Raw genomic sequence first — 23,245 nt, 5'->3', positions numbered from 1 at the left:
TGCCTCCGGGCGCACGCGCTCGGGGCGCGGCACCGAAACCGGTGCCGGCGCGTCGGGCGTGATGCCCTTGACGGCCGCTTCCTGACGCGGGCGCGCTTCTTCCTTCTTGCGGCTGCTGTAGCTCGTGTCGGCCTCGAGTTCCTTGGCGGCAGCCTCGGCCATACGGTAGCTGGCAGTCGACTCTTCCAGGCGCGGATCGTCGTGGCGCAGGCGCTCGAGCTTGTAATGCGGCGTTTCGAGGTGCTTGTTCGGGATCAGCAGCACGTTGACCTTGAAGCGCAGCTCGATCAGGTTGATCTCCTGGCGCTTCTCGTTCAGCAGGAAAGCGGCCACTTCCACCGGCACCTGGCAGTGGATGGCGGCCGTGTTTTCCTTCATCGCCTCTTCCTGGATGATGCGCAGCACCTGCAGGGCGGACGATTCGGTATCGCGAATGTGGCCCGTGCCGTTGCAGCGCGGGCAGGTGATATGCGAGCCTTCGGACAGGGACGGACGCAGGCGCTGGCGCGACAGCTCCATCAGGCCGAAACGGCTGATCTTGCCCATCTGCACGCGGGCGCGGTCGTGGCGCAGCGCATCCTTCAGGCGCGTTTCCACATCCTTCTGGGCCTTGCCGGACTCCATGTCGATGAAGTCGATCACGATCAGGCCGCCAAGGTCGCGCAGGCGCAGCTGGCGGGCGATTTCGTCTGCCGCTTCCAGGTTGGTGCGCAGCGCGGTTTCCTCGATGTCCGCACCCTTGGTGGCGCGGGCCGAGTTCACGTCGACGGAAACGAGGGCTTCGGTGTGGTCGATTACGATGGCGCCACCCGACGGCAGCATCACCATGCGGGAGTAGGCCGATTCGATCTGGTGCTCGATCTGGAAGCGCGAGAAGAGCGGCACGTCGTCGCGGTACTTCTTCACGCGACTCATGTTGTCCGGCATGACCACGCTCATGAAGGCGCGGGCCTGCTCATAGATCTCGTCGGTATCGATCAGGATTTCGCCGATATCGGGCTGGAAGTAGTCGCGGATCGCGCGGATCACGAGGCTGGATTCCAGATAGATCAGCAACGGGGCCTTGTTGTCGCCGGCGGCGCCGTCGATGGCCTTCCACAGTTGCAGCAGGTAGTTCAGGTCCCACTGCAGTTCTTCGGCGGCACGGCCGATACCGGCGGTGCGCGCGATGATGCTCATGCCTTCCGGCACCTGGAGCTGCGCCATCGTTTCACGCAGTTCCTGACGGTCTTCGCCCTCGATGCGGCGCGAAACGCCACCGCCACGCGGGTTGTTCGGCATCAGCACCAGGTAGCGGCCGGCCAGCGAGATGAACGTGGTCAGGGCTGCGCCCTTGTTGCCGCGCTCTTCCTTTTCGACCTGGACGATCAGTTCCTGGCCTTCGTGCAGGGCGTCCTGGATACGTGCGTTGCGCACGTCCACGCCGTCCTTGAAGAAGGCGCGTGCCACTTCCTTGAACGGCAGGAAGCCATGGCGCTCTTCGCCGTAGTTGACGAAGCACGCTTCCAGCGAGGGTTCGATCCGGGTGATGACACCCTTGTAGATGTTGCCTTTGCGCTGTTCGCGCCCGGCGGTTTCGATGTCGATGTCGATCAGTTTCTGACCATCGACGATGGCGACGCGCAGCTCTTCCTGTTGCGTCGCGTTAAACAGCATGCGTTTCATCGCAATACCTCACTCCAGTGTCGCGGGTGCCAAATGTCATGAATCGGCCATGCCCGCAACGGTCCAGGGAGCACGCGAGGAAAGTGAGCGAGGGCGGGAGAATTGCCAAAGACGCCAGCGCGCACGAAAGCGCGGCCGGCTGGGCGCGGGTGAAAGGAGAAGCTGTCGGCGAATTGGCCGTCCCTGTGGACGGGCAGTCAGTTGGGTCGGGGGAGCAATGCATTATTGCTCCTGATACAGCGACCTCTGGCGGATACCGGCTGGCCGGGGGCGGGAGGACGTGTACGCCGTGCCGTCGGCACAGGCTTTCGTTTCCTCTCGCAGCCGGGCCGGGGTGGCCAAGACGCGTCAAAGAGCAAGTTATCCGGACGCGGCGTGCGCATGCCGATACCAATCCGACCCGTGTGCTGGCGGGCGCGCCACTGCTTCTTGGCGTTCTGCGTCAGGGCGCCAGACAATCCGGGGTGTTATGAACCACGCCGGATCGCGGCCGATTTGCAGGTCGGTTGGCAGGCTGGCCTGCCGGGCCGGCACCGATTCCCGGTGCGGGCGGTCTTCTCTCACCGATGCGGATGCCCAATGGCGAGCATCCACATTGAATTCTTTTCTACCTGAACACTCAGTTTCCACGTGTCGACCGGTTCGATGCCGAAGTTACCTCTGGGCAACTTCCTGCGTGCCGGCGCGGCGCGTGCGTGCTGCTGATTGCCACCATTTGCCTGTCCGGCGCTTGCGGGGTACGCAATAAGCGGGGGACGGGCCGGGTCGATGGGAACCCGAAGTGTAAAATGCGAAATCTTGCGCGGATACTGGTGGGACTACCCAATTCAATCTGTTGGATGTCCCGCATGTTCCTGCCCGATGCGCCGCGAAAAAATGGCTGGCAAATCCGGGCAGGTTTTCAGGGCTCGCGCCAAACCTCGCTTACACAGGTCGTGCGTTTCCGGTCTTTGGCCGGTAACGGCCGGGAAATTATATTGAAAATGAATGAGTTACGCCATCAAATTGCAACGGAGCCGCAATCGCGCCCCAGCGGGCTCCAGGTGGCGTACGTGACCGTCGACGAAAGTTCGGAAGGGCAGCGCATCGACAACTTCCTGTTGAAGGTGGCCAAGGGCGTGCCCAAAAGCCACATTTATCGCGTGCTGCGCTCAGGCGAAGTGCGCGTCAACAAAGGTCGGGTCGACGCCACTTACCGGTTGCAGAACGGAGATGTGGTGCGTATCCCGCCGATGCGCGTGGCGGAGAAGGCTGCTACGGCCAGTGGTTTCGTCCCCGCAGGCGAGTTTCCTGTGCTTTTCGAGGATGCCGCGCTGCTCGTGATCGACAAGCCGGCCGGCGTGGCCGTGCATGGCGGGTCTGGGGTGGCCTTCGGGGTGATCGAGCAACTACGCCGCGCCAGGCCGGAGGCGAAGTTCCTCGAACTGGTCCATCGGCTCGATCGGGAAACGTCCGGAATCTTGGTGCTGGCGAAGAAGCGTTCCGCGCTGGTGCACCTGCACGAGCAGATTCGTGGCAACGGCATGGACAAGCGGTATTTCGCCTGCGTGGCGGGCGAGTTTCCGAACACGCGCCAGCATGTGAAGCTACCTCTATATAAATACAGCACGCCGGACGGCGAACGCCGCGTGCGTGTGCAGGCGGACGGGTTGGCGTCACATACGGTCTTCAATCGCATGGAGGCCTTCGACGGCTACACGTTGCTGGAGGCCGAACTGAAGACCGGACGGACGCACCAGATTCGCGTGCATCTGCAATCGATTGGCTTCCCGATCGTTGGTGATGATAAATATGGCGATTTTGCGCTCAATAAGGCGCTTTCTCGCAGCGGCGCCAGGCCGGGACTGAAACGCATGTTCCTGCATGCGCACCGGCTCACGCTGACACATCCGGCCACCGGCGCGCCGATGACGGTGGCCGCGCCATTGCCTGCCGAGTGTGTTGAATTTCTGCAACAATTGCGGCAGGGGCGGCCAGCGCGCGACGCGGACTGATCCGTACGCACGTCGCTGTTAGCGCTCACACACTTTCAGTATCCAACAAGGACCGCAATGGCCAGGCAGCGCTTCGACCTGATCGTCTTCGACTGGGATGGAACCCTGATGGACTCCACCCCGACCATCGCCAAATGCATACAGCTCGCCAGCCGTGATCTGGGACTACCCGTGCCGGATGACAGCGCGGCCAGCCATGTGATCGGACTCGGCCTGAAAGATGCGTTGTCGTATGCCGTGCCGACGCTCGATCCTGCCGACTATCCGCGTCTGGCGGAACGCTACCGCTATCACTTTCTGACGCGTGACGCCGAACTGGTGCTGTTCCCGGGCGTGCTCGACATGCTCGAGGCGCTTCACGCCGAGCATTACTTCCTGGGCGTGGCCACCGGCAAGACCCGAGTCGGACTCGAACGCGCTCTGGCGGCAACTGGCATCGGCAAGCTGTTCGATGCCACGCGCTGCGCCGATGAGACGTTCTCGAAGCCGCATCCGGCCATGCTCCACGAACTGACGCGCGAACTTGGCCAGGATATCGGTAGGACCGTGATGATCGGCGACACGACCCACGACCTGCAGATGGCCATCAACGCTGGCGCGCAGGGGCTTGGCGTCTCCTACGGCGCGCATCCGGCGGAATCGCTGCGTGAGATGTCGCCCGTGCATTGCGCAACGTCGATTGCCGACCTGCAGGCCTGGCTGCTCGCTCATGCCTGAAGCATTGCTGGAACCGCGGCGCCTTTGCGCGGCAGAGGAACTGGTCGACGGTGGCGCAGGCGTGCGCTTTGCAGTGCGTCTCAACACGCGGGAGATCGGCGCGTTCGTCGTGCGATACGACGGCGCCGCGCACGGCTATCTGAATCAGTGCGCCCATGTGCCGATGGAGCTGGACTGGCAGGAAGGTCAGTTTTTCGATAGTGCGGGCTTATACTTGATGTGCGCTACACATGGCGCGACCTACGCGCCGGACACCGGCTTGTGCGTGGGTGGCCCGTGCAAGGGGGCCACGCTCGCCAAGCTCCGGATCGAGGAGCGCGAGGGCGCGGTCTTCTGGTTGCCTGAACCCCCATTTTTCCCGCTCGACGCCGCGTAAGGCGGAGCGGGGACGTCATCTGACTTTATCGAGTCCATTCGCATGACAGAACAGCAAAATCCGCCGAACGAACCGGGTCAACCTCAAGATCGCGCAGGCGACGACAGCAAGCTGGAGACGGCAAAGCACGCCGAATTCCCGCTGGAGCGCGAACTGCAGGCTGGCGACGACGCGGCCAAGCGCGAAGCTGACGAGCGTCGCGCCCGCCTGGCAGGCAAGGGCGGTCCCGTTGGAGGCAGCAGCGGCGGTGGCAGTGGTAGTAGTAGTGGCGGCTGGGAGCGCGACGTGCTCGAGAAGGTGCTGATGGCCTCACTGCGCGAGCAGCGCTCGGCGCGACGCTGGAAGATCTTCTTCCGCTTTCTTACCCTCGGCATCGTTGCGCTGATTCTCTACGCCGTGATCGACTTCAAGGGGGATGTGCTGAGTTCGACGAGCGGTCGCCATACCGCCATGGTCACGCTCGACGGCGAAATCGCCGCCGGCACCGCGGCCAGCGCGGACTCGATCAACGCGGCGCTTCAGGCGGCCTTCGAGGACACGTCGGCGGCTGGTGTGATCCTGAAGATCAACTCGCCAGGTGGCTCGCCGGTACAGGCCGGCATCATCAACGATGAGATCCACCGCCTGCGCAAGCTGTACCCGGACAAGCCGTTCTACGTGGTAGTCGAGGAAATCTGCGCATCGGGCGGCTATTACGTGGCTGCCGCGGCCGACAAGATCTATGTCGACAAGGCCAGTATCGTGGGGTCGATCGGCGTGCTGATGGATGGCTTCGGCTTTACGGGCCTGATGGACAAGGTCGGCGTCCAGCGCCGCCTGTACACGTCCGGCGCCAACAAGGGCATGCTCGATCCGTTCTCGCCGGAAGTGCCGCGCCAGAAGGGCTACGCGGAGTCCATGCTCAAGGAGATCCACCAGCAGTTCATCGACGTGGTGAAGGAAGGTCGCGGCGATCGGCTCAAGAACGATCCCGAGCTGTTCTCCGGGCTCTTCTGGTCGGGTGAGCGCGCTGTGGAGCTGGGGCTGGCCGATGGCCTGGGTAGCGCGGACTATGTGGCCCGGGACCTCTTCAAGGCCGAGGACATTGTCGACTACACGGTCAAGGAGAACATCGCTGAACGCATGGCCAAGCGCTTCGGCGCGGCTGCTGGATCGGCGGCGATGAAGTTGATGATGATGAGTGCGACCGTGCCTACGGTGCGGTAATCGGCGCGATGCGCCATGCAAAAGCCCCCGATTTCGGGGGCTTTTGTTTTTGTCTTACTGCGCCAGCAGCGAGAAGATCGCGGGGCGCTTGTGCAGGTCGAGCCGGTCGGGGCGCCATGCCGAAATCGGCAGCGTGACGATGGCTTCGGTCGGGAGTGTCAGGTCGACTGCAATCGACAGCAGTGTGGTACCAGAGCAGTGTTGGCGCAGCGCCTCGAGCAGCGCACCGTTGCGGTAGGGCGTTTCGATCCACACCTGCGTCTGATGCGCCTTGCGCGAGCGCTGTTCGAGTTCGCGCAGCTTCTGCGCGCGGACATCTGCGTCGACGGGCAGGTATCCGTTGAACGCGAAGCTTTGGCCGTTCAGGCCCGAGCCCATCACGGCGAGCAGGATCGAGCTGGGCCCGACCAGCGGACGCACGGTGATGCCGCGCGTATGCGCCAGCCGCACCAGGTCCGCGCCGGGGTCGGCCACGGCCGGTACGCCAGCCTCGGAGAGCAGCCCGCCATCGCGGCCCGCAGCAATCGGGTCAAGCAAGGCCGCCAGTGTGTCCGGGCGGGTATTGACGTTCAACTCGCGGATCTCGATCTGCTGGATCGGCTGCGCGAGCGGGGTCGTTTCGCTGAGCTTTTTCAGGAATGCGCGTGCGGTCTTGGCATTCTCGGCGACGAGGTAGTCGAGCCGCGCCGCGATCTGCTGGACGCCCGCTGGGATCACGTCCATCACGGGGTCGAATTCGTCGCGCTTGCCCAGCGTGTTGGGAATCAGGAACAGGTTACCGGCCATCGGTCAGGCTCCGAAGCATGGATAGCCGACGTGACGCAGCATCCCGGTGAGCGCGATCAGCGGCAGGCCGATCAGCGCGGTCGGATCGTCGGATTCGACGCGCTCGAGCAGCATGATGCCCAGTCCTTCGACCTTGGCGCTGCCGGCGCAGTCATAGGGCGTCTCGAGTCGCAGATAGGCGTCGAGTTCGGCATCGGAAAGGTCGCGGAAAGTGGTGCGTGTCTGGATATCGGCGACCTGGGCCTCGCCGGTGCGCCCATCGAGCAGGCACAGTGCGGAATGGAAGGTGACCGTTCTTCCGCGCATCAACTGGAGCTGCGCCAGCGCCTTGGCATGGGTGCCGGGTTTGCCAATCTGCTGGTCGTCGAGCGTGCAGACCTGGTCGGAGCCGATCACCAGGGCGCCGGCGTGACGCACGGCAATCGCTTCCGCCTTGAGGCGGGACAGGCGCAGTGCAGTCGCAGCAGGACGTTCATCGGCCAGGGGCGTTTCGTCGATATCCGGCGTGGCAACCTCGAACGGGATGCGCAGGCGCGACAGCAATTCGCGCCGGTAGGGGGAGCTCGACCCGAGAATCAAGGCAGGGCGGGTGTCGGAAGACATATTGTTAACAGAGAGCAGAGAGGCAGAAGCTGTGGTGAGCGGCGTACAGCTTGTATACTTTGACCGCTTCGGGTTTTTCAACGTATAATCGCGCGTTTAGCTGCACAGGCACGCACGTTGCCGGGATTTGTGTGGCAGACAAGGCATTTTGAGCGATTCAGCCCGTATGAGTCAGCTAACCCAGCCCGTGGCGTCCGCCGGGGCATTCGATCTGCGCGAAACCGATCTCTTCGCCTTCTGCCGTAAGGGCAGCAATGCAGCGGGGGATGTGGCCACGCGCGATTTGCCGCGCATCTTAGCCGAGACGGCCGCTGATGCGCCAGCTTCGGCGCCGGACGAGACATTCCACTATATGGTGGCAGGTTCCGTCCGCGATGAGGCGGTGGAGCCCGGCGCGCCGGTCGTGCAGCGACTGTTTCTCGATGTGGCGGTCAATGGACGTGTCTGGCTGGATTGCCAGCGGTGTCTCGGGGTATACGCCGAGCCGATCGCCACGAAAATGTGCTTTGAAGTGGTGGTCAGTGAAGCGGCCGCCGAAGCGGCGCCAATGGATGACGACGAAACCGATGTCATTGTCGGTTCGAAGAAATTCTCGGTGCTGGAACTGATTGAAGACGAGGTGCTGTTGGCATTGCCTACAGCGCCGAAGCACGCGGTCTGTCCGTCGGTGCACGAGTCGCTCGTGACCGGCGCGGACGGCGAGGTGGAGCCAGAGGCGCCACCTGAGGAAGAAAAGCGGCCATCGCCCTTCGCGGCGCTGGCCAGCCTGAAGACGAAGCATTGACGCCGCAGACGCGGCACGGCAAGCGTCTTTTTGGTAGCAGTTGAAGCATCCGGCCGGGCCCCGGCTACGCCTTGCGCAGGATGCGTGTGTTAATATCGCAAAATTCTCGAAGGAGTCATCATGGCTGTTCAACAGAACAAGAAGTCGCCGTCCAAGCGCGGCATGCATCGCTCGCACGACCATCTGTCGGTCGCGCCGCTGGCTGTCGAGCCGACCACCGGCGAAACCCACCTGCGTCACCACGTGAGCCCGAACGGCTACTATCGTGGTCGCAAGGTCATCAAGACCAAGAACGACTGACCAGGTCGTCTGGCGTGACCCAGTGTCCCGCTCGCGCACGTTGTCAGGTGTAAAACAGGAAAGCGGCAAGCTCGTTGCCGCTTTTTTGTTGGGCGCTCGGCTCCCGCACCGCAACGTATTCGCGCGTCCGGCTGATTGCGTCCCCGCAGCCCCAGGCGACGGGTGCCGGCGCGCTTTCCGTATCAGGAAATAATGACGATCAAGCTCGCTATCGACTGCATGGGCGGCGATCACGGCGTATCCGTGACGGTGCCGGCGGCGATCAGTTTTCTTTCCAGTCACGACGACGCCGAGATGGTCCTGGTCGGCTTGCCCGACGCCATCGGCGCGCAGCTCAAGAAGCTGCATGCAACGGATCATCCGCGTGTGACCGTCGTGCCGGCAACCGAAGTCATCACCATGGATGACCCGGTGGAAGTGGCGCTGCGCAAGAAGAAGGATTCTTCGATGCGCGTGGCCGTCACGCAGGTCAAGGAAGGCAAGGCCGATGCCTGCATCTCCGCCGGCAACACCGGTGCGCTGATGGCGGTGTCGCGCTATGTGCTCAAAACGCTCGAAGGTATCGAGCGCCCGGCCATCGCCACCACGATTCCCAATGAACAAGGCTGGGGCACCACGGTGCTCGACCTCGGCGCGAATGCCGACTGCGAGCCCGGACACCTGCTGCAGTTCGCGCGTATGGCCGATGCCATGGTGTCGGTGGTGGATCACAAGGAGCACCCGACCGTCGGGCTGCTCAATATCGGCGAAGAAGTGATCAAGGGCAACGAGGTGGTCAAGGCCGCCGGCGAGTTGCTGCGCGCTTCCGAGCTAAACTTCTACGGCAACGTGGAAGGCAATGACATCTTCAAGGGTACGACCGATATCGTCGTTTGTGACGGTTTCGTCGGCAATGTGGCGCTCAAGAGCACAGAGGGCCTCGCGAAGATGATCGGCAGTATGATCAAGGAAGAATTCACGCGTTCGTGGTTCACGAAGCTGCTGGCGGTGGTGGCCATGCCGGTGCTGTCGCGCCTGGCGCGACGGCTCGATCCGGCCCGCTATAACGGCGCTTCCCTGCTGGGCCTGCGTGGGCTCGTGATCAAGAGCCACGGCTCGGCCGATGCCCATTCTTTTGAGTGGGCCATCAAACGCGGGTATGATGCCGCCAGAAATGGCGTCATCGAACGCATAGCAAGGGCATTCGCTCACAAGTCAGGTGCCGGTGGCGCCGCGACGGGCAGCCCGGAGACAGACGCACCGAACCCACATCCCGATTCTCGCGCCGCTTGAGGCCGCTCGCCCGCTGCGGCGGGCAGCCTGCGCGACCGCGCACAGGGCGGCCCGGTGAGCATCACGATCCGACACGACATGACCAAGTACGCAAAAATCATCGGTACAGGGAGCTACCTGCCTCCTCGGCGCGTCACGAACGCCGACCTGGCGGCTCAGCTTGCCGAGAAGGGCATCGAGACCAGCGACGAGTGGATCGTCTCGCGCAGCGGTATCTCGGCGCGTTACTGGGCCGAGCCCGACGTCACGTCGAGCGACCTGGCCGTCAAGGCGGCCGAACGGGCGATCGAGGCGGCCGGTATCGACCGCCAGGACATCGACCTGATCATCGTCGCCACGTCCACCCCTGACTACGTTTTCCCGAGCGCCGCTTGCCTCGTGCAGCAGAAGCTCGGCATCAGCAACCAATGCGCGGCATTCGATCTGCAGGCCGTCTGCTCCGGCTTTGTCTATGCGCTGGCCACGGCGGACAAGTTCATCCGCAGCGGCTCGCACAAGAATGTGCTCGTGATCGGTTCCGAGGTGTTTTCGCGCATTCTGGACTTCAACGATCGCACCACCTGCGTGCTATTTGGCGATGGCGCCGGTGCGGTGGTCCTGACCGCGTCCGATGAGCCGGGCATCCTGTCCACGGCCATGCATTCGGACGGTAGCCACGTGGGCATCCTTTGCGTGCCGGGCAATGTGTCCGGTGGCGCGATCACCGGCAATGCGTTCCTGCATATGGACGGACAAGCTGTGTTCAAGCTGGCTGTGACCGTGCTCGACAAGGTCGCGCGCGAAGCCATCACGGCGGCCGAGATGCAGGCCGACGAGATCGATTGGCTGATCCCGCACCAGGCCAACATCCGCATCATGCAGGGCACGGCCAAGAAGCTCGGCCTGCCGAGCGATCGCATGATTGCCACCGTGCATGAACACGGCAATACCTCCGCCGCTTCGATTCCGCTGGCGCTCGACGTCGCGGTACGCGATGGCCGCATCAAGCCCGGGCAGACCGTGCTGATGGAGGGTGTGGGTGGCGGCTTTACCTGGGGCGCGGTGCTGCTGCGCATGTAAGATGCGGCCGGCGCGCGGCGCGTAGAACGCGGTGCGCCAGTCGACAAGATGAATTGCTAGGACTGGATTTCAGATGAAATTCGCATTTGTTTTCCCCGGACAGGGTTCGCAGTCGGTCGGCATGCTCAATGCCTTTGCCGATAACCCGGTGGTGCGCGCCACGCTTGAAGAGGCTTCGACGGCGCTGGGCCAGGACATCGGCAAGCTGATTGCGGAAGGTCCGGCCGAAGAGCTGAACCTGACGACCAACACGCAGCCCGTGATGCTGACGGCCGCAGTGGCCGTCTACCGCGCATGGCTCGACGCCGGTGGTCCGGCTCCGGCACTGGTTGCGGGCCATAGCCTGGGCGAGTACTCGGCGCTGGTGGCCGCAGGGGTGATCCCGTTTGCCGAGGCGGTGCCGCTGGTTCGCTTCCGTGCCCAGGCGATGCAGGAAGCCGTGCCGGTGGGCGAGGGCGGCATGGCCGCGATCCTTGGCCTGTCGGACGATGACGTGCGCGCCGCGTGCGCCGAGGCTGCGGCGGCAGGCGCCGGCGTAGTCGAGGCTGTCAATTTCAATGCCCCGTCGCAGGTAGTGATCGCCGGCAACAAGGGCGCCGTGGAAAAGGCCTGCGAGATTGCCAAGGCGAAGGGCGCGAAGCGCGCGCTGCCGCTGCCGGTGTCCGCCCCGTTCCACTCGTCGTTGCTCAAGCCCGCCTCGGATCGCCTGCGAGACCGCATGGCTGGCCTGTCGTTCTCGGCACCGGCCATTCCGCTGGTGAACAATGTCGACGTTGCAATCGTCAATGATCCGGCTCAGATCAAGGACGCGCTTGTTCGTCAGGCAGCCGCTCCGGTACGCTGGGTCGAGTGCGTGCAGAAGATGGCCGCAGAAGGCGTGACACACGTGATCGAGTGCGGTCCGGGTAAAGTGCTGGCCGGCATGACCAAGCGCATCGACGGCAACCTCGTTGGTGGTGCAATCTTTGATCCGGCGTCGCTGCAGGAAACGCTGGCGCTGCTGAAGTAAGACCAAGGAACAAACGCAACATGAGCAAGACTCTGGAGAATCAGGTCGCACTGGTGACCGGCGCATCGCGCGGGATCGGCCGTGCCATCGCGCTGGAGCTCGCACGGCAGGGCGCAACGGTGATCGGTACCGCCACGAGTGAGTCGGGCGCTGCTGGCATCAGCGAGTACCTGGCTGGCGAAGGCCTGAAGGGCAGCGGTGTGGTGCTGAACGTCAACGACGCGGCGCGCTGCGAGGCAGTGATCGACGAGATCATCAAGGCGAATGGCGGTCTGAACGTGTTGGTCAACAACGCCGGCATTACGCAGGATCAGTTGGCCATGCGCATGAAGGACGATGATTGGAGCGCCGTCATCGACACGAACCTGACGGCCGTGTTCCGTCTGGCCCGTGCCGTGCTGCGGCCGATGATGAAGGCCCGTGGCGGCCGCATTATCAACATCACCTCGGTGGTCGGCTCCACCGGCAACCCCGGCCAGATGAACTATGCTGCGGCGAAGGCTGGTGTCGAGGGCATGACGCGCGCGCTGGCCGCCGAAATCGGCAGCCGCAACGTCACCGTCAACTGCGTGGCCCCCGGATTCATCGATACCGACATGACCAAGGTGCTGTCGGAAGAGCAGCATGCGGCGCTGAAGACCCGGATTCCTCTGGGTCGTCTTGGTCAGCCGGAAGACATCGCTAATGCGGTGGCGTTCCTGGCTGGTCCGCAGGCCGCCTACATCACGGGCACTACGCTGCACGTGAACGGCGGGATGTACATGAATTGATGGTTCCGCCTGGGATCGGTTTCGAGGGAGAAGCCGAAAGAAGCCGGGCGAAGCTGTTGTTTTTCAAACCAAACGGGCGCGATTCTTGCAAAGCTTGGCAGGCGGATTTTTTGTGGTCCAAACCTGCTAAAATGCGCCCACTTTTTGTCGAACTTCCCTGGAGGGTTACATGGACAATATCGAACAACGCGTCAAGAAAATCGTTGCTGAGCAGCTTGGCGTGGCCGAGGCAGACATCAAGAACGAATCGTCGTTCGTGAACGATCTCGGTGCGGACTCGCTGGACACGGTTGAACTCGTGATGGCGTTGGAAGATGAATTCGGCATGGAAATTCCCGATGAGGAAGCCGAAAAGATCACGACCGTGCAACAAGCTATTGACTACGCTACCGCGCACGTCAAGGCTTAAGCCGTCGTCTTCATATTCCGAGCCACAGAAGGCAGGTCGGCGGGGCCATTACGGTCCTGTCACGCTGTTTTCTGTGGCTTTCGTCTGTTCGACGAAGCAGAATCGGAATGATCTCAGCCGCTTCCTTTCGCAGGGAATCATTTCCTATCGGCAGGAGCAGCGAGATCCTGAATCAATCCAATTCCGCTTCACGTACTCGTAGGAAAAAATAGTGAGCCGTCGTCGCGTCGTCGTCACTGGGCTTGGCCTTGTGTCTCCCGTCGGAAACACGGTTGCCGAAGGCTGGGCCAATCTGGTTGCCGGCAAGTCGGGCATCGCCACCATCACCAAGTTCGATCACTCACCCTTTGCTGTGCACTTTGCGGGCGAAGTGAAGGGCTTCAATGCCGAGGATTACATCCCGGCCAAGGAAGCCCGGAACATGGATACCTTCATCCATTTCGGCATCGCCGCCGGTTCGCAGGCGCTCAAGGACAGCGGCCTGGAAGTGACCGAGGCCAACGCCGAGCGCATCGGTGTGCTGGTGGGCTCGGGTATTGGTGGGCTGCCGATGATCGAAGATACGCAGATGACGCTGGCCGAACGCGGCCCGCGCCGGATCTCGCCGTTCTTCGTGCCGGGTTCGATCATCAACATGATCTCCGGCCACCTGTCGATCATCCACGGCCTCAAGGGCCCGAACCTGGCTGCAGTGACGGCCTGCACGACCGGGCTGCACAGCATCGGTCTGGCGGCGCGTCTGATTCAGGCGGGTGACTGCGATGCGATGCTGGCTGGCGGAGCAGAGTCGACGGTGTCGCCGCTTGGCATCGGCGGTTTTGCGGCGGCGCGCGCGCTGTCCACGCGCAATGATGATCCCGCCGCGGCGTCGCGCCCGTGGGACAAGGACCGCGACGGCTTTGTGCTGGGCGAGGGTGCTGGCGTGATGATGCTCGAGGAGTATGAGTCGGCCAAGGCGCGCGGCGCGCGAATCTATGCTGAACTCATCGGCTTCGGCATGAGCGGTGACGCGTTCCACATGACGGCGCCGAACACCGACGGTCCGCGCCGCTGCATGGTCGCTGCGATCAAGGATGCCGGAATCAATCCGGGCGAAGTGCAGTACCTCAACGCGCATGGCACCTCGACGCCGCTGGGTGACAAGAACGAGACGGATGCCGTCAAGCTGGCATTCGGTGATCACGCCTACAAGATGGTGGTCAACTCGACGAAGTCGATGACCGGTCACTTGCTGGGCGGCGCTGGGGGTCTGGAGTCGGTGTTCACGGTTCTGGCGATTCACAATCAGATCTCGCCGCCGACCATCAACATCTTCAATCAGGATCCCGAGTGTGATCTCGATTACGTCGCCAATACGGCACGTGACATGAAGATTGATGTTGCCGTGAAGAACAACTTTGGCTTCGGCGGTACCAACGGTACGCTTGTCTTCCGCCGCGTCTGATATCGCGCGCGTTTCGCATGACACGGGGCCGGCTGGCGACAGCGGCCCCCGTCCCATCCTGTACTCCCCGGCATTTCCCCGAACCTCAGGGTTGCACGCAGGTGCAACCGCGTTCGTGGCCAGGCGGAACCTTATTGCGCAGTTGTGGTCACAGAATGCGCTCCGCGACACCCGAAATCGCCTGGATCGTAGGTAAAATACAACGCTTGTCTTGACGACGAAACCAAGAGATACACTGCAGCAGGTGAACTATTCGTGAGTGAACGCGAAGCCGATCAGCTTCTAGTTGAACGCGTCCAGCAGGGCGACAAACGGGCCTTTGAGTTGCTGGTGACCAAATATCACCGCAAGATCATCCGCCTGATCTCCCGCCTTGTCCGAGACCCCGCCGAAGTGGAGGATGTGGCGCAGGATGCCTTTATCAAGGCATATCGCGCCCTGCCCCAGTTCCGGGGCGAATCCGCTTTCTACACGTGGCTGTACCGGATCGCCGTCAACACGGCCAAGAACTACCTGGCCACCCAGGGACGGCGGCCGGAAGCGTCCAGCGATATCGATGCCGAAGAGGCTGAAACTTTTGCGGACGGTGAGCAACTAAGGGATATCAATACGCCGGAGTCGATGCTCCACACGCGCCAGGTTGCCGATACGGTGAACCGCGCCATGGAGGCATTGCCGGAAGAATTACGCACCGCCATCACGCTGCGCGAGATCGAAGGCCTCAGCTACGAGGAGATCGCGGAGGCGATGGGGTGTCCGATCGGTACGGTGCGCTCGCGGATTTTCCGGGCGCGCGAGGCGATCGCCGAGAAATTGCGTCCGCTGCTGGGAACGGCAGAGGGCAAGCGGTGGTAGGGGATGCTAGCAGGATGCTGGTGTCTCACAGTTTGAATGTCGTGCAGCCAGCGTTGCAGCCTATTCCTGCATCGATAAACGACAAGCGGTAGTGACGGGATTTATCGGTGTTCGATGGAATTTCTTGGGGTTGGAAATGGGTCAGGCTCATAAGCAGTCGGTTCATGTAATGGAAGCCGCGGAGCAGATTTCCGCATTGATGGACGGCGAGCTGGCGCCGCACGACGTGGATGCCGCGCTCGGCCTTGCCAAAGGCGACGCCGGTATGGCCGACTGGTCGATGTACCAGTTGATCGGCGATGCGATGCGTTCGGAAGAGTTGACGCACGCAGGGTCGACCGAAGCCTTCCTCTCCCGATTCTCCGCGCAGCTTGAAGCCGAACCGCATGTGCTGGTGCCGGCTGTCGCGCAGGCTGGTCGTCATCGCCTGCTGGTGCGCCCATCGTGGGTGCGCCGTGTGGTGCCCGGTACCGCGATTGCCGCCGCGGTGGCCGCTGTGAGCTGGGTCGTGGTTCCGCAGATGCGTGGGCCAGGCGGTGTGGGCGCTCCGGATGCTGTGGTTGCAAGCGTCGAGCAACCGGCCGGTGCGACGGTGAAGGCTGGCGTTGCTGCTCCGGCGGCCGCGGGTTCGATCATGGCGGTCTCCGCCGATAGTGCCCAGATGATTCGCGATCCCCGTCTCGATGAATACCTGCGTGCCCATCGCGCGTCGGTCGCAACCGATGCCTTTGTGCCGACCATGCGTACGGTGGTGAATGGTGTCAACTTCTCTCAGGACAATTCGCAGGAATAATGCCGGACATGCATAAAGGACCGTCGCTCGCCAATGCAGCGGGCGTACACGGAAAGAAGGGCCTGCGGAGGTCCTTTTTTCTGGCCTTATGTCTGACCGCTGCCGCCGCGACTGCGCAGCCGTCTGACTCCACGCTGAACCGCCGTGACGCCACGGCGTGGCTGAACAAGATCCATCGTGCTGCCCAGCGGGAGAACTACGTTGGTACGTTGATTTATCAGCGCGGCAGCATCATCCATGCGTCGCGGATCCAGCATTACAGCGATCTCGTAAACAACGAGTACGAACGACTGGAAACGTTGGACGGCAAGCCACGCGAGGTGCTGCGCCAGAATGATGTGGTTCACAGCCTGATTCCCGAGGCCAAGCTTGTGGTCGTGGAGAAGCAGGAGGCGAAGGACCGCTTCCCGGCGCTGCTGGCGACCAACAAGAGCGACGTGCTCGACCTGTACGACATGCATAAGCTGCCGGCCGAACGCGTCGCCGGCGTCGAGTGCGAGGTCTTCTCACTGGACCCTCACGACACGGCACGTTACGCGGTACGATTGTGGGCCGACAAGAACTCGGGCCTGCTGATGCGCGCACAGACGATCGGCGAAGGCGGTAAGGTACTCGAGCAGGTCGCATTCTCGCAGGTCGATATCGGCGTGCCTTCGGACAAGCAGCGCATCCTCAATGCGATCAAGGGCGCGAGTTCCTGGAGCCATTACGAGGTTACCTATCAGCCTGCCAGCATTGCCGACGAAGGGTGGTCGATCAACACGCCGATCAAGGGCTTTCAGAAGATCCGGGAAGTGCGCCGCCCACTGGGCGAGTTGCACGCGCCGACCTCGACCAACAAGTCCGGGCAGGTCTTCGAAGTATTGCAGGTCGTCTACAGTGATGGCCTGACGGGGCTTTCGGTCTTCATCGAACCCGTATCCGAGCAGCGTGCGCGCCGCGAGGGCGTGGCGTCGCTAGGCGCCACCCAGGTCGTGGTACGGCGCGTGGCCGATTTCTGGATTACCGTGGTCGGCGAAGTGCCTGCTTCTACGGTGAGGCAGTTTGCGGCCGGCGTGGAGTACCGCCCGCCCAAAGCGGTACACTGACCGAAATCGGTTTGGCGGCGGTGGAGTGGTAGTCTCGCAACACCGCCAGGCAGTACGCTTTGCAGGCGTCCCCCGGCCTCATGCGCTGTGAAGCGCTGTGAAGCATCCGTTTCTCGCTGATCTCCCGGGAGTTTTGTCGATGATTTCCAGATCTCCAGCCCTGGCAAGGGTCGTGGTCATGGTGGCCATGCTCGTGTTCGGTCCGGCTGTTTCCGAATTGGGGCACGCTCAGGCAGCGGCCCAGAACTACAACCTGCCCGACTTTACCGACCTGGTCGAGAAGGTGAGCCCGGCGGTCGTGAATATCCGCACGACGGAGCGTGTGCGCTCGCGTGGCGGCAATTCCCCCGATGACGACGAAATGGCGGAGTTCTTCCGTCGCTTCTTCGGCGTGCCAATGCCAGGAACGCCGGGACAGCCTCGCCGTGGGCAGCCTCCGCAAGGACAAGGCCAAAGTCAGGGGCAGGGCGAAGAGATGAGCCGGGGCGTGGGTTCCGGCTTCATCATCAGCCAGGACGGCTACGTGATGACGAACGCCCACGTCGTGGCAGAGGCAGACACGATCTACGTGACGCTGCCTGACAAGCGTGAATTCAAGGCCAAGCTGATTGGTGCGGACAAGCGTACCGACGTGGCGCTGCTCAAGATCGACGCAACGGGTCTGCCGCGCCTGCCGCTCGGGGATTCGGACAAGGTCCGCACCGGCGAGTGGGTGTTGGCCATTGGTTCGCCGTTCGGCCTGGACAGCAGCGTGACCGCCGGTATCGTATCGGCCAAGGCGCGCGACACCGGCGACTACCTGCCGCTTATCCAGACTGACGTGGCGGTGAACCCTGGCAATTCGGGTGGCCCGCTGATCAACCTGCGCGGCGAGGTCATCGGCATCAATTCGCAGATCTACAGCCGCAGCGGCGGTTATATGGGCATTTCGTTCGCGACCCCGATCGACGAAGCGATGCGTGTGACCGAGCAACTGAAGGCGACTGGCAAGGTGACGCGTGGGCGGATCGCCGTGGCGATCGGCGATGTGACCAAGGAAGTGGCGGACTCGCTGGGTCTTGGGCGCACTCGCGGCGCGCTGGTTGGCAGCGTCGAGCCGGGCGGTCCTGCCGAAAAGGCCGGTATCGAGGCGGGCGACATCATCCTGAAGTACAACGGACGGGATATCGAGAAGGCTGCGGATCTGCCGCGGATGGTCGGAGACACCAAGCCGGGCACGCGCGTGCCGATGCAGGTGTGGCGCAAGGGGCAGACGCGAGAGGTAATGATCACGGTGGCGGAGCTTGAGCCCGACACCCCTCGCGCCACGCCGCGCCGCGGTGACAAGCGCGGCGGAGGTACCGAAGAGGCACCCGCGCCGAAGCCGAATGCACTGGGCCTGATCGTCAACGACATTCCCGAGGCGCGGATGCGCGAGCTCAAGCTGAAGTCAGGGGTGGAGGTCGACACCGTTGATGGTCCGGCCGCCCGTGCCGGGATCCGTCCGGGCGACATTATCCTGCGACTCGGCGATACCGACGTGACCAGCGCGCGGCAGTTCAATGATCTCGTCAAGGGACTGGACAAGAACAAGATGGCCGCCGTGTTCGTGCGCCGCGGCGATGCTACCCAGGTACTGACGCTGCGTCCGAATCAGGCGCGCTGACCAGGTCCTGGATCTAGGCTGTAAAAATCGCGCCGGACAAGTTCCGGCGCGATTGTTTCGTGGTGGGTGCGTCAAGCGCCATTTTGGCGCCTCGCGCCCCGCACCGCCCGAGTTCAATTCGCGGACGGAAGTCCTTGAAAATCCGGTAAAATCGCGGATTGGCGCGAGCTCCGTGCGCCCCAACTTTTTTGCTCCCGCGCCCGACAGGCCTACCATGAGCGCGCCGGTGCTTCCCAGAACGTTAGATGGACCACATTCGTAATTTCTCGATCATTGCCCACATCGACCATGGCAAATCCACCTTGGCCGACCGGATCATTCAGCGCTGTGGCGGGCTGTCCGATCGCGAAATGGAAGCGCAGGTGCTCGATTCGATGGATATCGAGAAGGAGCGGGGCATCACGATCAAGGCCCAGACCGCCGCGCTGAGCTACAAGGCGCGTGACGGCCAGGTCTACAACCTGAATCTGATCGATACGCCGGGACACGTCGACTTCAGCTACGAAGTCAGCCGCTCCCTGTCCGCATGCGAAGGCGCGCTGCTAGTGGTCGACGCCTCGCAGGGTGTGGAAGCCCAGACCGTGGCCAATTGCTACACGGCCATCGAACTGGGTGTCGAAGTCGTACCCGTGCTGAACAAGATCGATCTGCCGCAGGCCGACCCGGCCAATGCGATCCAGGAGATCGAGGACGTGATCGGCATCGACGCGCAGGACGCCACGCCGTGCTCGGCCAAGACCGGCCAGGGCGTGGAAGACGTGATCGAGGCGCTGATCGCCAAGGTTCCGCCACCCAAGGGTGACGCCGCCGCGCCGCTACAGGCGCTGATCATCGACTCCTGGTTCGACAACTACGTTGGCGTGGTGATGCTCGTGCGTGTGGTCAACGGCACGCTTCGCCCCAAGGACAAGGTTCTGCTGATGGCCACCGGCGCTCAGCATCTGGTGGAGCAGGTCGGTGTGTTCTCGCCCAAGTCGGTTCAGCGGGACGAGCTGACGGCAGGGCAGGTGGGATTCGTGATTGCCGGCATCAAGGAATTGAAGGCAGCCAAGGTTGGCGACACGATCACCACTATGACGCGCCGCGCCGAAGCGCCGCTGCCGGGCTTCAAGGAAGTCAAGCCGCAGGTGTTCGCGGGGCTGTACCCCGTGGAATCGAATCAGTACGAGGCCCTGCGCGAATCGCTCGAGAAGCTGCGCCTGAACGACGCATCGCTGCAGTTCGAGCCGGAAGTCTCGCAGGCACTCGGCTTCGGTTTCCGCTGCGGCTTCCTGGGTCTGCTGCACATGGAGATCGTGCAGGAGCGTCTGGAGCGTGAATTCGACATGGACCTGATCACGACCGCGCCGACCGTGGTCTATCAGGTTCAGCAGCGTGATGGCACGGTGTTGACCGTCGAGAACCCGGCCAAGATGCCCGATCCGAGCAAGATCGAAGCCATTCTCGAGCCGATCGTCACGGTCAATCTGTATATGCCGCAGGATTATGTCGGCTCGGTGATGACGCTGTGCACGCAGAAGCGGGGCGCGCAGATCAATATGAGCTATCACGGCAAGCAAGTGCAGCTCACGTACGAGATCCCGATGGCGGAAATCGTGATGGATTTCTTCGATCGCCTGAAATCGGTATCGCGCGGCTACGCATCGATGGATTACGAGTTCAAGGAATACCGGCAGTCGGATGTGGTGAAGGTGGATATCTTGATCAACAGCGACAAGGTCGATGCCTTGTCCGTGATCGTGCACCGCTCAAACTCGCAGTATCGCGGTCGCGAGGTGGCGGCCAAGATGCGCGAGATCATCCCGCGTCAGATGTACGACGTAGCCATCCAGGCCGCCATCGGCTCGAATATCATCGCGCGCGAGAACGTGAAAGCGCTGCGCAAGAACGTGCTGGCCAAATGCTACGGCGGCGATATCAGCCGGAAGAAGAAGCTGCTGGAAAAGCAGAAAGCAGGCAAGAAGCGGATGAAGCAGGTGGGGACCGTCGAAATCCCGCAGGAGGCCTTCCTGGCGATCCTGCAGGTGGACGACAAGTAAGCGCGCCCCAGCGACGACACAACATCGACATCACTTGAAGCCGTTATGAATTTTGCACTGATACTTTTTGTGCTGGTGGTCATCACAGGCATAGCCTGGGTCGCGGACAAGCTGGTGTTCGAGCGACAGCGCCGGAGCGTGGCGCAACTCGCGCTGGCCGAATTCGATGCGCGTCGTAATGACATGCAGTCGATGCAGGGCGGCGCAGACATCGATCGCTCGCGTGCGCGTCTGGCGGAAGAGAAGCTGCGCCAACCGTGGTGGCTGGAATATTCGGCGAGCTTCTTCCCGGTGATCCTGGCGGTGTTCGTGCTGCGCTCGTTCGTGGTGGAGCCGTTCAAGATTCCGTCGGGATCGATGATCCCCACGCTACTGATTGGCGACTTCATCCTGGTCAACAAGTACGACTACGGCATTCGTCTGCCGGTCGTGAACAAGAAGATCATCAGCCTCGGCGAGCCCCAGCGCGGCGATGTCATGGTGTTCCGCTATCCGCGGGATGAGTCGCTCGACTACATCAAGCGCGTGATCGGCGTGCCGGGCGATGTGGTGCAGTACGAAAACAAGAAGCTGACGATCAATGGTAAGCCGGCCGAGTACAGCCCGCTGCCGGATTATCTCGACGAAGAACGTCTGGCGTACTCGAAGCATTTTGTCGAGAAGTTGCCGGGCGGTCCCGAGCACGGCATCCTGAATGACAACGATCGCCCCGCCTTCGTGGCCGGTGCCGATCCCGATTTTCCGTTCCGCGAAAACTGCACTTACAATCAGCAGGGCGTGACGTGTAAAGTGCCGGAAGGTCACTATTTCGTAATGGGTGACAACCGGGATAACAGCCTGGATTCCAGATACTGGGGGTTCGTGCCTGATCAGAATATCGTGGGCAAGGCGTTCCTGATCTGGATGAATCTGGGTAATTTCGGGCGCGTGGGGTCGTTCAAGTAACGCTCGTTCGGTTTCACGCGGCGCAAGACACTCAAAAAAGAGGGAAGCGCAACATGGGTCAAAAGCGGTTGGGTTCTCCGGGGCGAGTTCGTTTCGATGTGATTCATCGGGCGCGTGGATTCTCGCTGGGATCGTTGCTTGTCGTTGTCATCATTGTGGGGGCGGTCGCCGTACCGGCGTTGAAGGTAATTCCAAGCCTGATCGAGTATTTCTCCATCAAGCGCGCCGTCAACTATGCCAAGGGTACTGGTACCAAACGTAGTGACGTCGCAGCCAGTTTCGACAAACAGGCCGCGATTGATCGCATTTCATCGCTCAAGGGCGAGGATCTGGATATAGAAGAGGACGAAACCGGGCGGATCCGCGCGGTCGGCTTCGAGTACCGGACCGAAATTCAGATTTATGGTCCGTTGAGTTTTTTGATTACCTACTCGGGAACGCAGTAACGACATGACCCTCGACGCCTTGCAGCAACGTCTCGGCTACCGATTCAGCAAGCCCGAATTGCTGCAGCAGGCGCTCACGCATCGCAGCCATAGCGCCCAGCACAACGAGCGCCTGGAGTTCCTGGGCGACTCGGTATTGAACTGCGCCGTGGCCGATATGCTCTTTGGCATGTTTGGCAAGCTCGACGAAGGCGATCTTTCCCGTGTGCGCGCCAATTTGGTCAAGCAACAGGCGCTCTACGAGATCGCCCAGATGCTGCAGCTTTCCGATGCGCTGCGTCTGGGTGAGGGTGAGTTGAAGAGCGGCGGTTTCCGCCGCCCCTCCATTCTTGCCGATGCGCTCGAGGCTATCGTTGGTGCCGTGTTTCTCGATGCGGGGTTCGACGCGGCACGCGCGTTGATCCGCAAGCTGTATATCCCGATCCTGGAGCAGGTGGACCCGCGCACGCTGGGCAAGGACGCCAAGACGCTGCTCCAGGAGTATCTGCAGGGCCACAAGATTGCCCTGCCGCAATACAACGTCATCGCCACGCACGGTGCGGCGCACAGCCAGCAATTTGAAGTCGAATGCATCGTGCCTAAACTGGAGGTGCGCGTGTTCGGTACCGGCGCGTCGCGTCGTGCCGCCGAACAGGCCGCGGCCAAGCTCGCGCTCGACGAAGTCCAGAAGCTCGTGCCGCAGTTGCTCAAGCGCAGCCGTGCCGAACGTACGGGCAAGACGCGCAAGCAGCCGGTGCCGCCCGATCCCCAGTTGTCTCTCAGGTTGAAGGAATGACCGATTCTCTCCCTCCGCAGCAAGATGCGGCGGAACCCTCAGGTGCCGTGGCATTTCGCTGCGGCACAGTGGCCATCGTTGGCCGTCCGAATGTTGGCAAGTCCACGCTGATGAACGCGCTGGTCGGCCAGAAGATCAGCATCACGTCACGCAAGGCACAGACCACGCGGCATCGTATCGTCGGTATTCAGACGACCGATGATACCCAGTATGTGTTCGCGGATACACCTGGTTTCCAGACCCGCCACGCCAGCGCGCTGAACCG

24 protein-coding genes are annotated in these 23,245 nt (G+C 62.3%); 21 read left to right on the top strand and 3 right to left on the bottom strand.

The window, feature by feature from the left end:
- A partial coding sequence (locus D769_RS10590; protein WP_008644831.1) for an Rne/Rng family ribonuclease occupies positions 1-1,665 on the bottom strand: 1,665 nt, incomplete at its 3' end.
- A gap of 983 nt (positions 1,666-2,648) precedes the next feature.
- Here D769_RS10590 and D769_RS10585 point away from each other — a divergent pair.
- From D769_RS10585 to D769_RS10570, 4 genes are read left to right on the top strand one after another with little or no spacing between them, the layout of a single operon-like run.
- Positions 2,649-3,659 (top strand): RluA family pseudouridine synthase, encoded by a 1,011-nt coding sequence (locus D769_RS10585; protein WP_008644830.1) that lies wholly within the window; start codon positions 2,649-2,651, stop codon positions 3,657-3,659.
- A gap of 57 nt (positions 3,660-3,716) precedes the next feature.
- Positions 3,717-4,376 (top strand): HAD-IA family hydrolase, encoded by a 660-nt coding sequence (locus D769_RS10580; protein WP_008644829.1) that lies wholly within the window; start codon positions 3,717-3,719, stop codon positions 4,374-4,376.
- Complete coding sequence (locus tag D769_RS10575; protein WP_008644826.1) at positions 4,369-4,752, top strand: Rieske 2Fe-2S domain-containing protein; 384 nt, start codon at positions 4,369-4,371, stop codon at positions 4,750-4,752. The genes D769_RS10580 and D769_RS10575 overlap by 8 nt, the downstream gene beginning before the upstream one ends.
- Before the next feature lie 42 nt (positions 4,753-4,794).
- Entirely contained in the window at positions 4,795-5,958 is a 1,164-nt protein-coding gene (locus D769_RS10570) for a S49 family peptidase (protein WP_008644825.1), read from the top strand.
- A 54-nt stretch (positions 5,959-6,012) separates the two neighbouring features.
- Here D769_RS10570 and D769_RS10565 read toward each other — a convergent pair whose 3' ends face one another.
- Both D769_RS10565 and D769_RS10560 read right to left on the bottom strand, forming a co-directional pair.
- Complete coding sequence (locus tag D769_RS10565; RefSeq protein WP_008644823.1) at positions 6,013-6,744, bottom strand: SAM-dependent methyltransferase; 732 nt, start codon at positions 6,742-6,744, stop codon at positions 6,013-6,015.
- A gap of 3 nt (positions 6,745-6,747) precedes the next feature.
- The gene (locus D769_RS10560) at positions 6,748-7,347 is read right to left on the bottom strand and encodes a Maf-like protein (RefSeq protein WP_035884890.1); all 600 of its coding nucleotides are present in this window, start codon (positions 7,345-7,347) and stop codon (positions 6,748-6,750) included.
- Positions 7,348-7,513: 166 nt separating this feature from the next.
- Here D769_RS10560 and D769_RS10555 point away from each other — a divergent pair, with 166 nt between their 5' ends.
- The 17 genes from D769_RS10555 to D769_RS10475 form a co-directional block, all read left to right on the top strand.
- On the top strand, positions 7,514-8,131 hold the full coding sequence (locus D769_RS10555) for a YceD family protein (protein ID WP_008644821.1): 618 nt from the start codon (positions 7,514-7,516) through the stop codon (positions 8,129-8,131).
- A 120-nt stretch (positions 8,132-8,251) separates the two neighbouring features.
- Positions 8,252-8,431: a 50S ribosomal protein L32 gene (gene rpmF, locus D769_RS10550; RefSeq protein WP_008644820.1), complete on the top strand. Its 180-nt coding sequence runs from the start codon at positions 8,252-8,254 to the stop codon at positions 8,429-8,431.
- A gap of 192 nt (positions 8,432-8,623) precedes the next feature.
- Positions 8,624-9,703, top strand: coding sequence for a phosphate acyltransferase PlsX (gene plsX, locus D769_RS10545; RefSeq protein WP_008644819.1), 1,080 nt, complete (start codon positions 8,624-8,626; stop codon positions 9,701-9,703).
- A gap of 78 nt (positions 9,704-9,781) precedes the next feature.
- Entirely contained in the window at positions 9,782-10,762 is a 981-nt protein-coding gene (locus D769_RS10540) for a beta-ketoacyl-ACP synthase III (protein ID WP_008644818.1), read from the top strand.
- A gap of 73 nt (positions 10,763-10,835) precedes the next feature.
- Positions 10,836-11,771, top strand: coding sequence for an ACP S-malonyltransferase (fabD, locus tag D769_RS10535; protein ID WP_008644817.1), 936 nt, complete (start codon positions 10,836-10,838; stop codon positions 11,769-11,771).
- Between the two features lie 20 nt (positions 11,772-11,791).
- On the top strand, positions 11,792-12,541 hold the full coding sequence (gene fabG, locus D769_RS10530; protein ID WP_008644815.1) for a 3-oxoacyl-ACP reductase FabG: 750 nt from the start codon (positions 11,792-11,794) through the stop codon (positions 12,539-12,541).
- Positions 12,542-12,710: 169 nt separating this feature from the next.
- Positions 12,711-12,950 carry an acyl carrier protein gene (gene acpP, locus D769_RS10525; protein WP_008644813.1) on the top strand — a complete coding sequence of 80 codons (240 nt, stop codon included), beginning with the start codon at positions 12,711-12,713 and terminating at the stop codon, positions 12,948-12,950.
- 211 nt (positions 12,951-13,161) lie between these two features.
- Positions 13,162-14,394 carry a beta-ketoacyl-ACP synthase II gene (gene fabF / locus D769_RS10520; protein WP_008644809.1) on the top strand — a complete coding sequence of 411 codons (1,233 nt, stop codon included), beginning with the start codon at positions 13,162-13,164 and terminating at the stop codon, positions 14,392-14,394.
- Between the two features lie 255 nt (positions 14,395-14,649).
- Entirely contained in the window at positions 14,650-15,249 is a 600-nt protein-coding gene (rpoE, locus tag D769_RS10515) for an RNA polymerase sigma factor RpoE (protein WP_008644807.1), read from the top strand.
- Between the two features lie 136 nt (positions 15,250-15,385).
- Positions 15,386-16,042, top strand: coding sequence for an RseA family anti-sigma factor (locus D769_RS10510; RefSeq protein ID WP_008644804.1), 657 nt, complete (start codon positions 15,386-15,388; stop codon positions 16,040-16,042).
- An 8-nt stretch (positions 16,043-16,050) separates the two neighbouring features.
- Entirely contained in the window at positions 16,051-17,130 is a 1,080-nt protein-coding gene (locus D769_RS10505; protein WP_008644803.1) for a MucB/RseB C-terminal domain-containing protein, read from the top strand.
- Between the two features lie 139 nt (positions 17,131-17,269).
- Positions 17,270-18,775 (top strand): DegQ family serine endoprotease, encoded by a 1,506-nt coding sequence (locus tag D769_RS10500; RefSeq protein WP_035884894.1) that lies wholly within the window; start codon positions 17,270-17,272, stop codon positions 18,773-18,775.
- A gap of 245 nt (positions 18,776-19,020) precedes the next feature.
- A complete protein-coding gene (lepA, locus tag D769_RS10495; RefSeq protein WP_008644801.1) occupies positions 19,021-20,814 on the top strand; it encodes a translation elongation factor 4 in 1,794 nt (597 codons plus the stop codon).
- Positions 20,815-20,859: 45 nt separating this feature from the next.
- Complete coding sequence (gene lepB / locus D769_RS10490) at positions 20,860-21,759, top strand: signal peptidase I (RefSeq protein WP_008644800.1); 900 nt, start codon at positions 20,860-20,862, stop codon at positions 21,757-21,759.
- Positions 21,760-21,812: 53 nt separating this feature from the next.
- Positions 21,813-22,205 (top strand): DUF4845 domain-containing protein, encoded by a 393-nt coding sequence (locus D769_RS10485; RefSeq protein WP_051705568.1) that lies wholly within the window; start codon positions 21,813-21,815, stop codon positions 22,203-22,205.
- A 4-nt stretch (positions 22,206-22,209) separates the two neighbouring features.
- On the top strand, positions 22,210-22,980 hold the full coding sequence (gene rnc / locus D769_RS10480) for a ribonuclease III (protein WP_008644793.1): 771 nt from the start codon (positions 22,210-22,212) through the stop codon (positions 22,978-22,980).
- Positions 22,977-23,245 (top strand): GTPase (locus D769_RS10475; RefSeq protein ID WP_152414964.1); only part of this gene is annotated, 269 nt, incomplete at its 3' end. The genes rnc and D769_RS10475, both read left to right, overlap by 4 nt.

Source organism: Cupriavidus sp. HMR-1 (assembly GCF_000319775.1).
In the GTDB taxonomy this organism is placed as follows: Bacteria; Pseudomonadota; Gammaproteobacteria; order Burkholderiales; family Burkholderiaceae; genus Cupriavidus; species Cupriavidus metallidurans.
Note: the sequence above shows the minus strand (reverse complement) of the source record. Positions and strands in the feature narration are given on the sequence as shown.

Coding starts and splice junctions, on each gene's coding strand:
- D769_RS10585 (WP_008644830.1), top strand. CDS start 2,649: ATGAATGAGTTACGCCATCAAATTGCAACGGAGCCGCAATCGCGCCCC.
- D769_RS10580 (WP_008644829.1), top strand. CDS start 3,717: ATGGCCAGGCAGCGCTTCGACCTGATCGTCTTCGACTGGGATGGAACC.
- D769_RS10575 (WP_008644826.1), top strand. CDS start 4,369: ATGCCTGAAGCATTGCTGGAACCGCGGCGCCTTTGCGCGGCAGAGGAA.
- D769_RS10570 (WP_008644825.1), top strand. CDS start 4,795: ATGACAGAACAGCAAAATCCGCCGAACGAACCGGGTCAACCTCAAGAT.
- D769_RS10565 (WP_008644823.1), bottom strand. CDS start 6,744: ATGGCCGGTAACCTGTTCCTGATTCCCAACACGCTGGGCAAGCGCGAC.
- D769_RS10560 (WP_035884890.1), bottom strand. CDS start 7,347: ATGTCTTCCGACACCCGCCCTGCCTTGATTCTCGGGTCGAGCTCCCCC.
- D769_RS10555 (WP_008644821.1), top strand. CDS start 7,514: ATGAGTCAGCTAACCCAGCCCGTGGCGTCCGCCGGGGCATTCGATCTG.
- rpmF (WP_008644820.1), top strand. CDS start 8,252: ATGGCTGTTCAACAGAACAAGAAGTCGCCGTCCAAGCGCGGCATGCAT.
- plsX (WP_008644819.1), top strand. CDS start 8,624: ATGACGATCAAGCTCGCTATCGACTGCATGGGCGGCGATCACGGCGTA.
- D769_RS10540 (WP_008644818.1), top strand. CDS start 9,782: ATGACCAAGTACGCAAAAATCATCGGTACAGGGAGCTACCTGCCTCCT.
- fabD (WP_008644817.1), top strand. CDS start 10,836: ATGAAATTCGCATTTGTTTTCCCCGGACAGGGTTCGCAGTCGGTCGGC.
- fabG (WP_008644815.1), top strand. CDS start 11,792: ATGAGCAAGACTCTGGAGAATCAGGTCGCACTGGTGACCGGCGCATCG.
- acpP (WP_008644813.1), top strand. CDS start 12,711: ATGGACAATATCGAACAACGCGTCAAGAAAATCGTTGCTGAGCAGCTT.
- D769_RS10510 (WP_008644804.1), top strand. CDS start 15,386: ATGGGTCAGGCTCATAAGCAGTCGGTTCATGTAATGGAAGCCGCGGAG.
- D769_RS10505 (WP_008644803.1), top strand. CDS start 16,051: ATGCATAAAGGACCGTCGCTCGCCAATGCAGCGGGCGTACACGGAAAG.
- D769_RS10500 (WP_035884894.1), top strand. CDS start 17,270: ATGATTTCCAGATCTCCAGCCCTGGCAAGGGTCGTGGTCATGGTGGCC.
- lepA (WP_008644801.1), top strand. CDS start 19,021: ATGGACCACATTCGTAATTTCTCGATCATTGCCCACATCGACCATGGC.
- lepB (WP_008644800.1), top strand. CDS start 20,860: ATGAATTTTGCACTGATACTTTTTGTGCTGGTGGTCATCACAGGCATA.
- D769_RS10485 (WP_051705568.1), top strand. CDS start 21,813: ATGGGTCAAAAGCGGTTGGGTTCTCCGGGGCGAGTTCGTTTCGATGTG.
- rnc (WP_008644793.1), top strand. CDS start 22,210: ATGACCCTCGACGCCTTGCAGCAACGTCTCGGCTACCGATTCAGCAAG.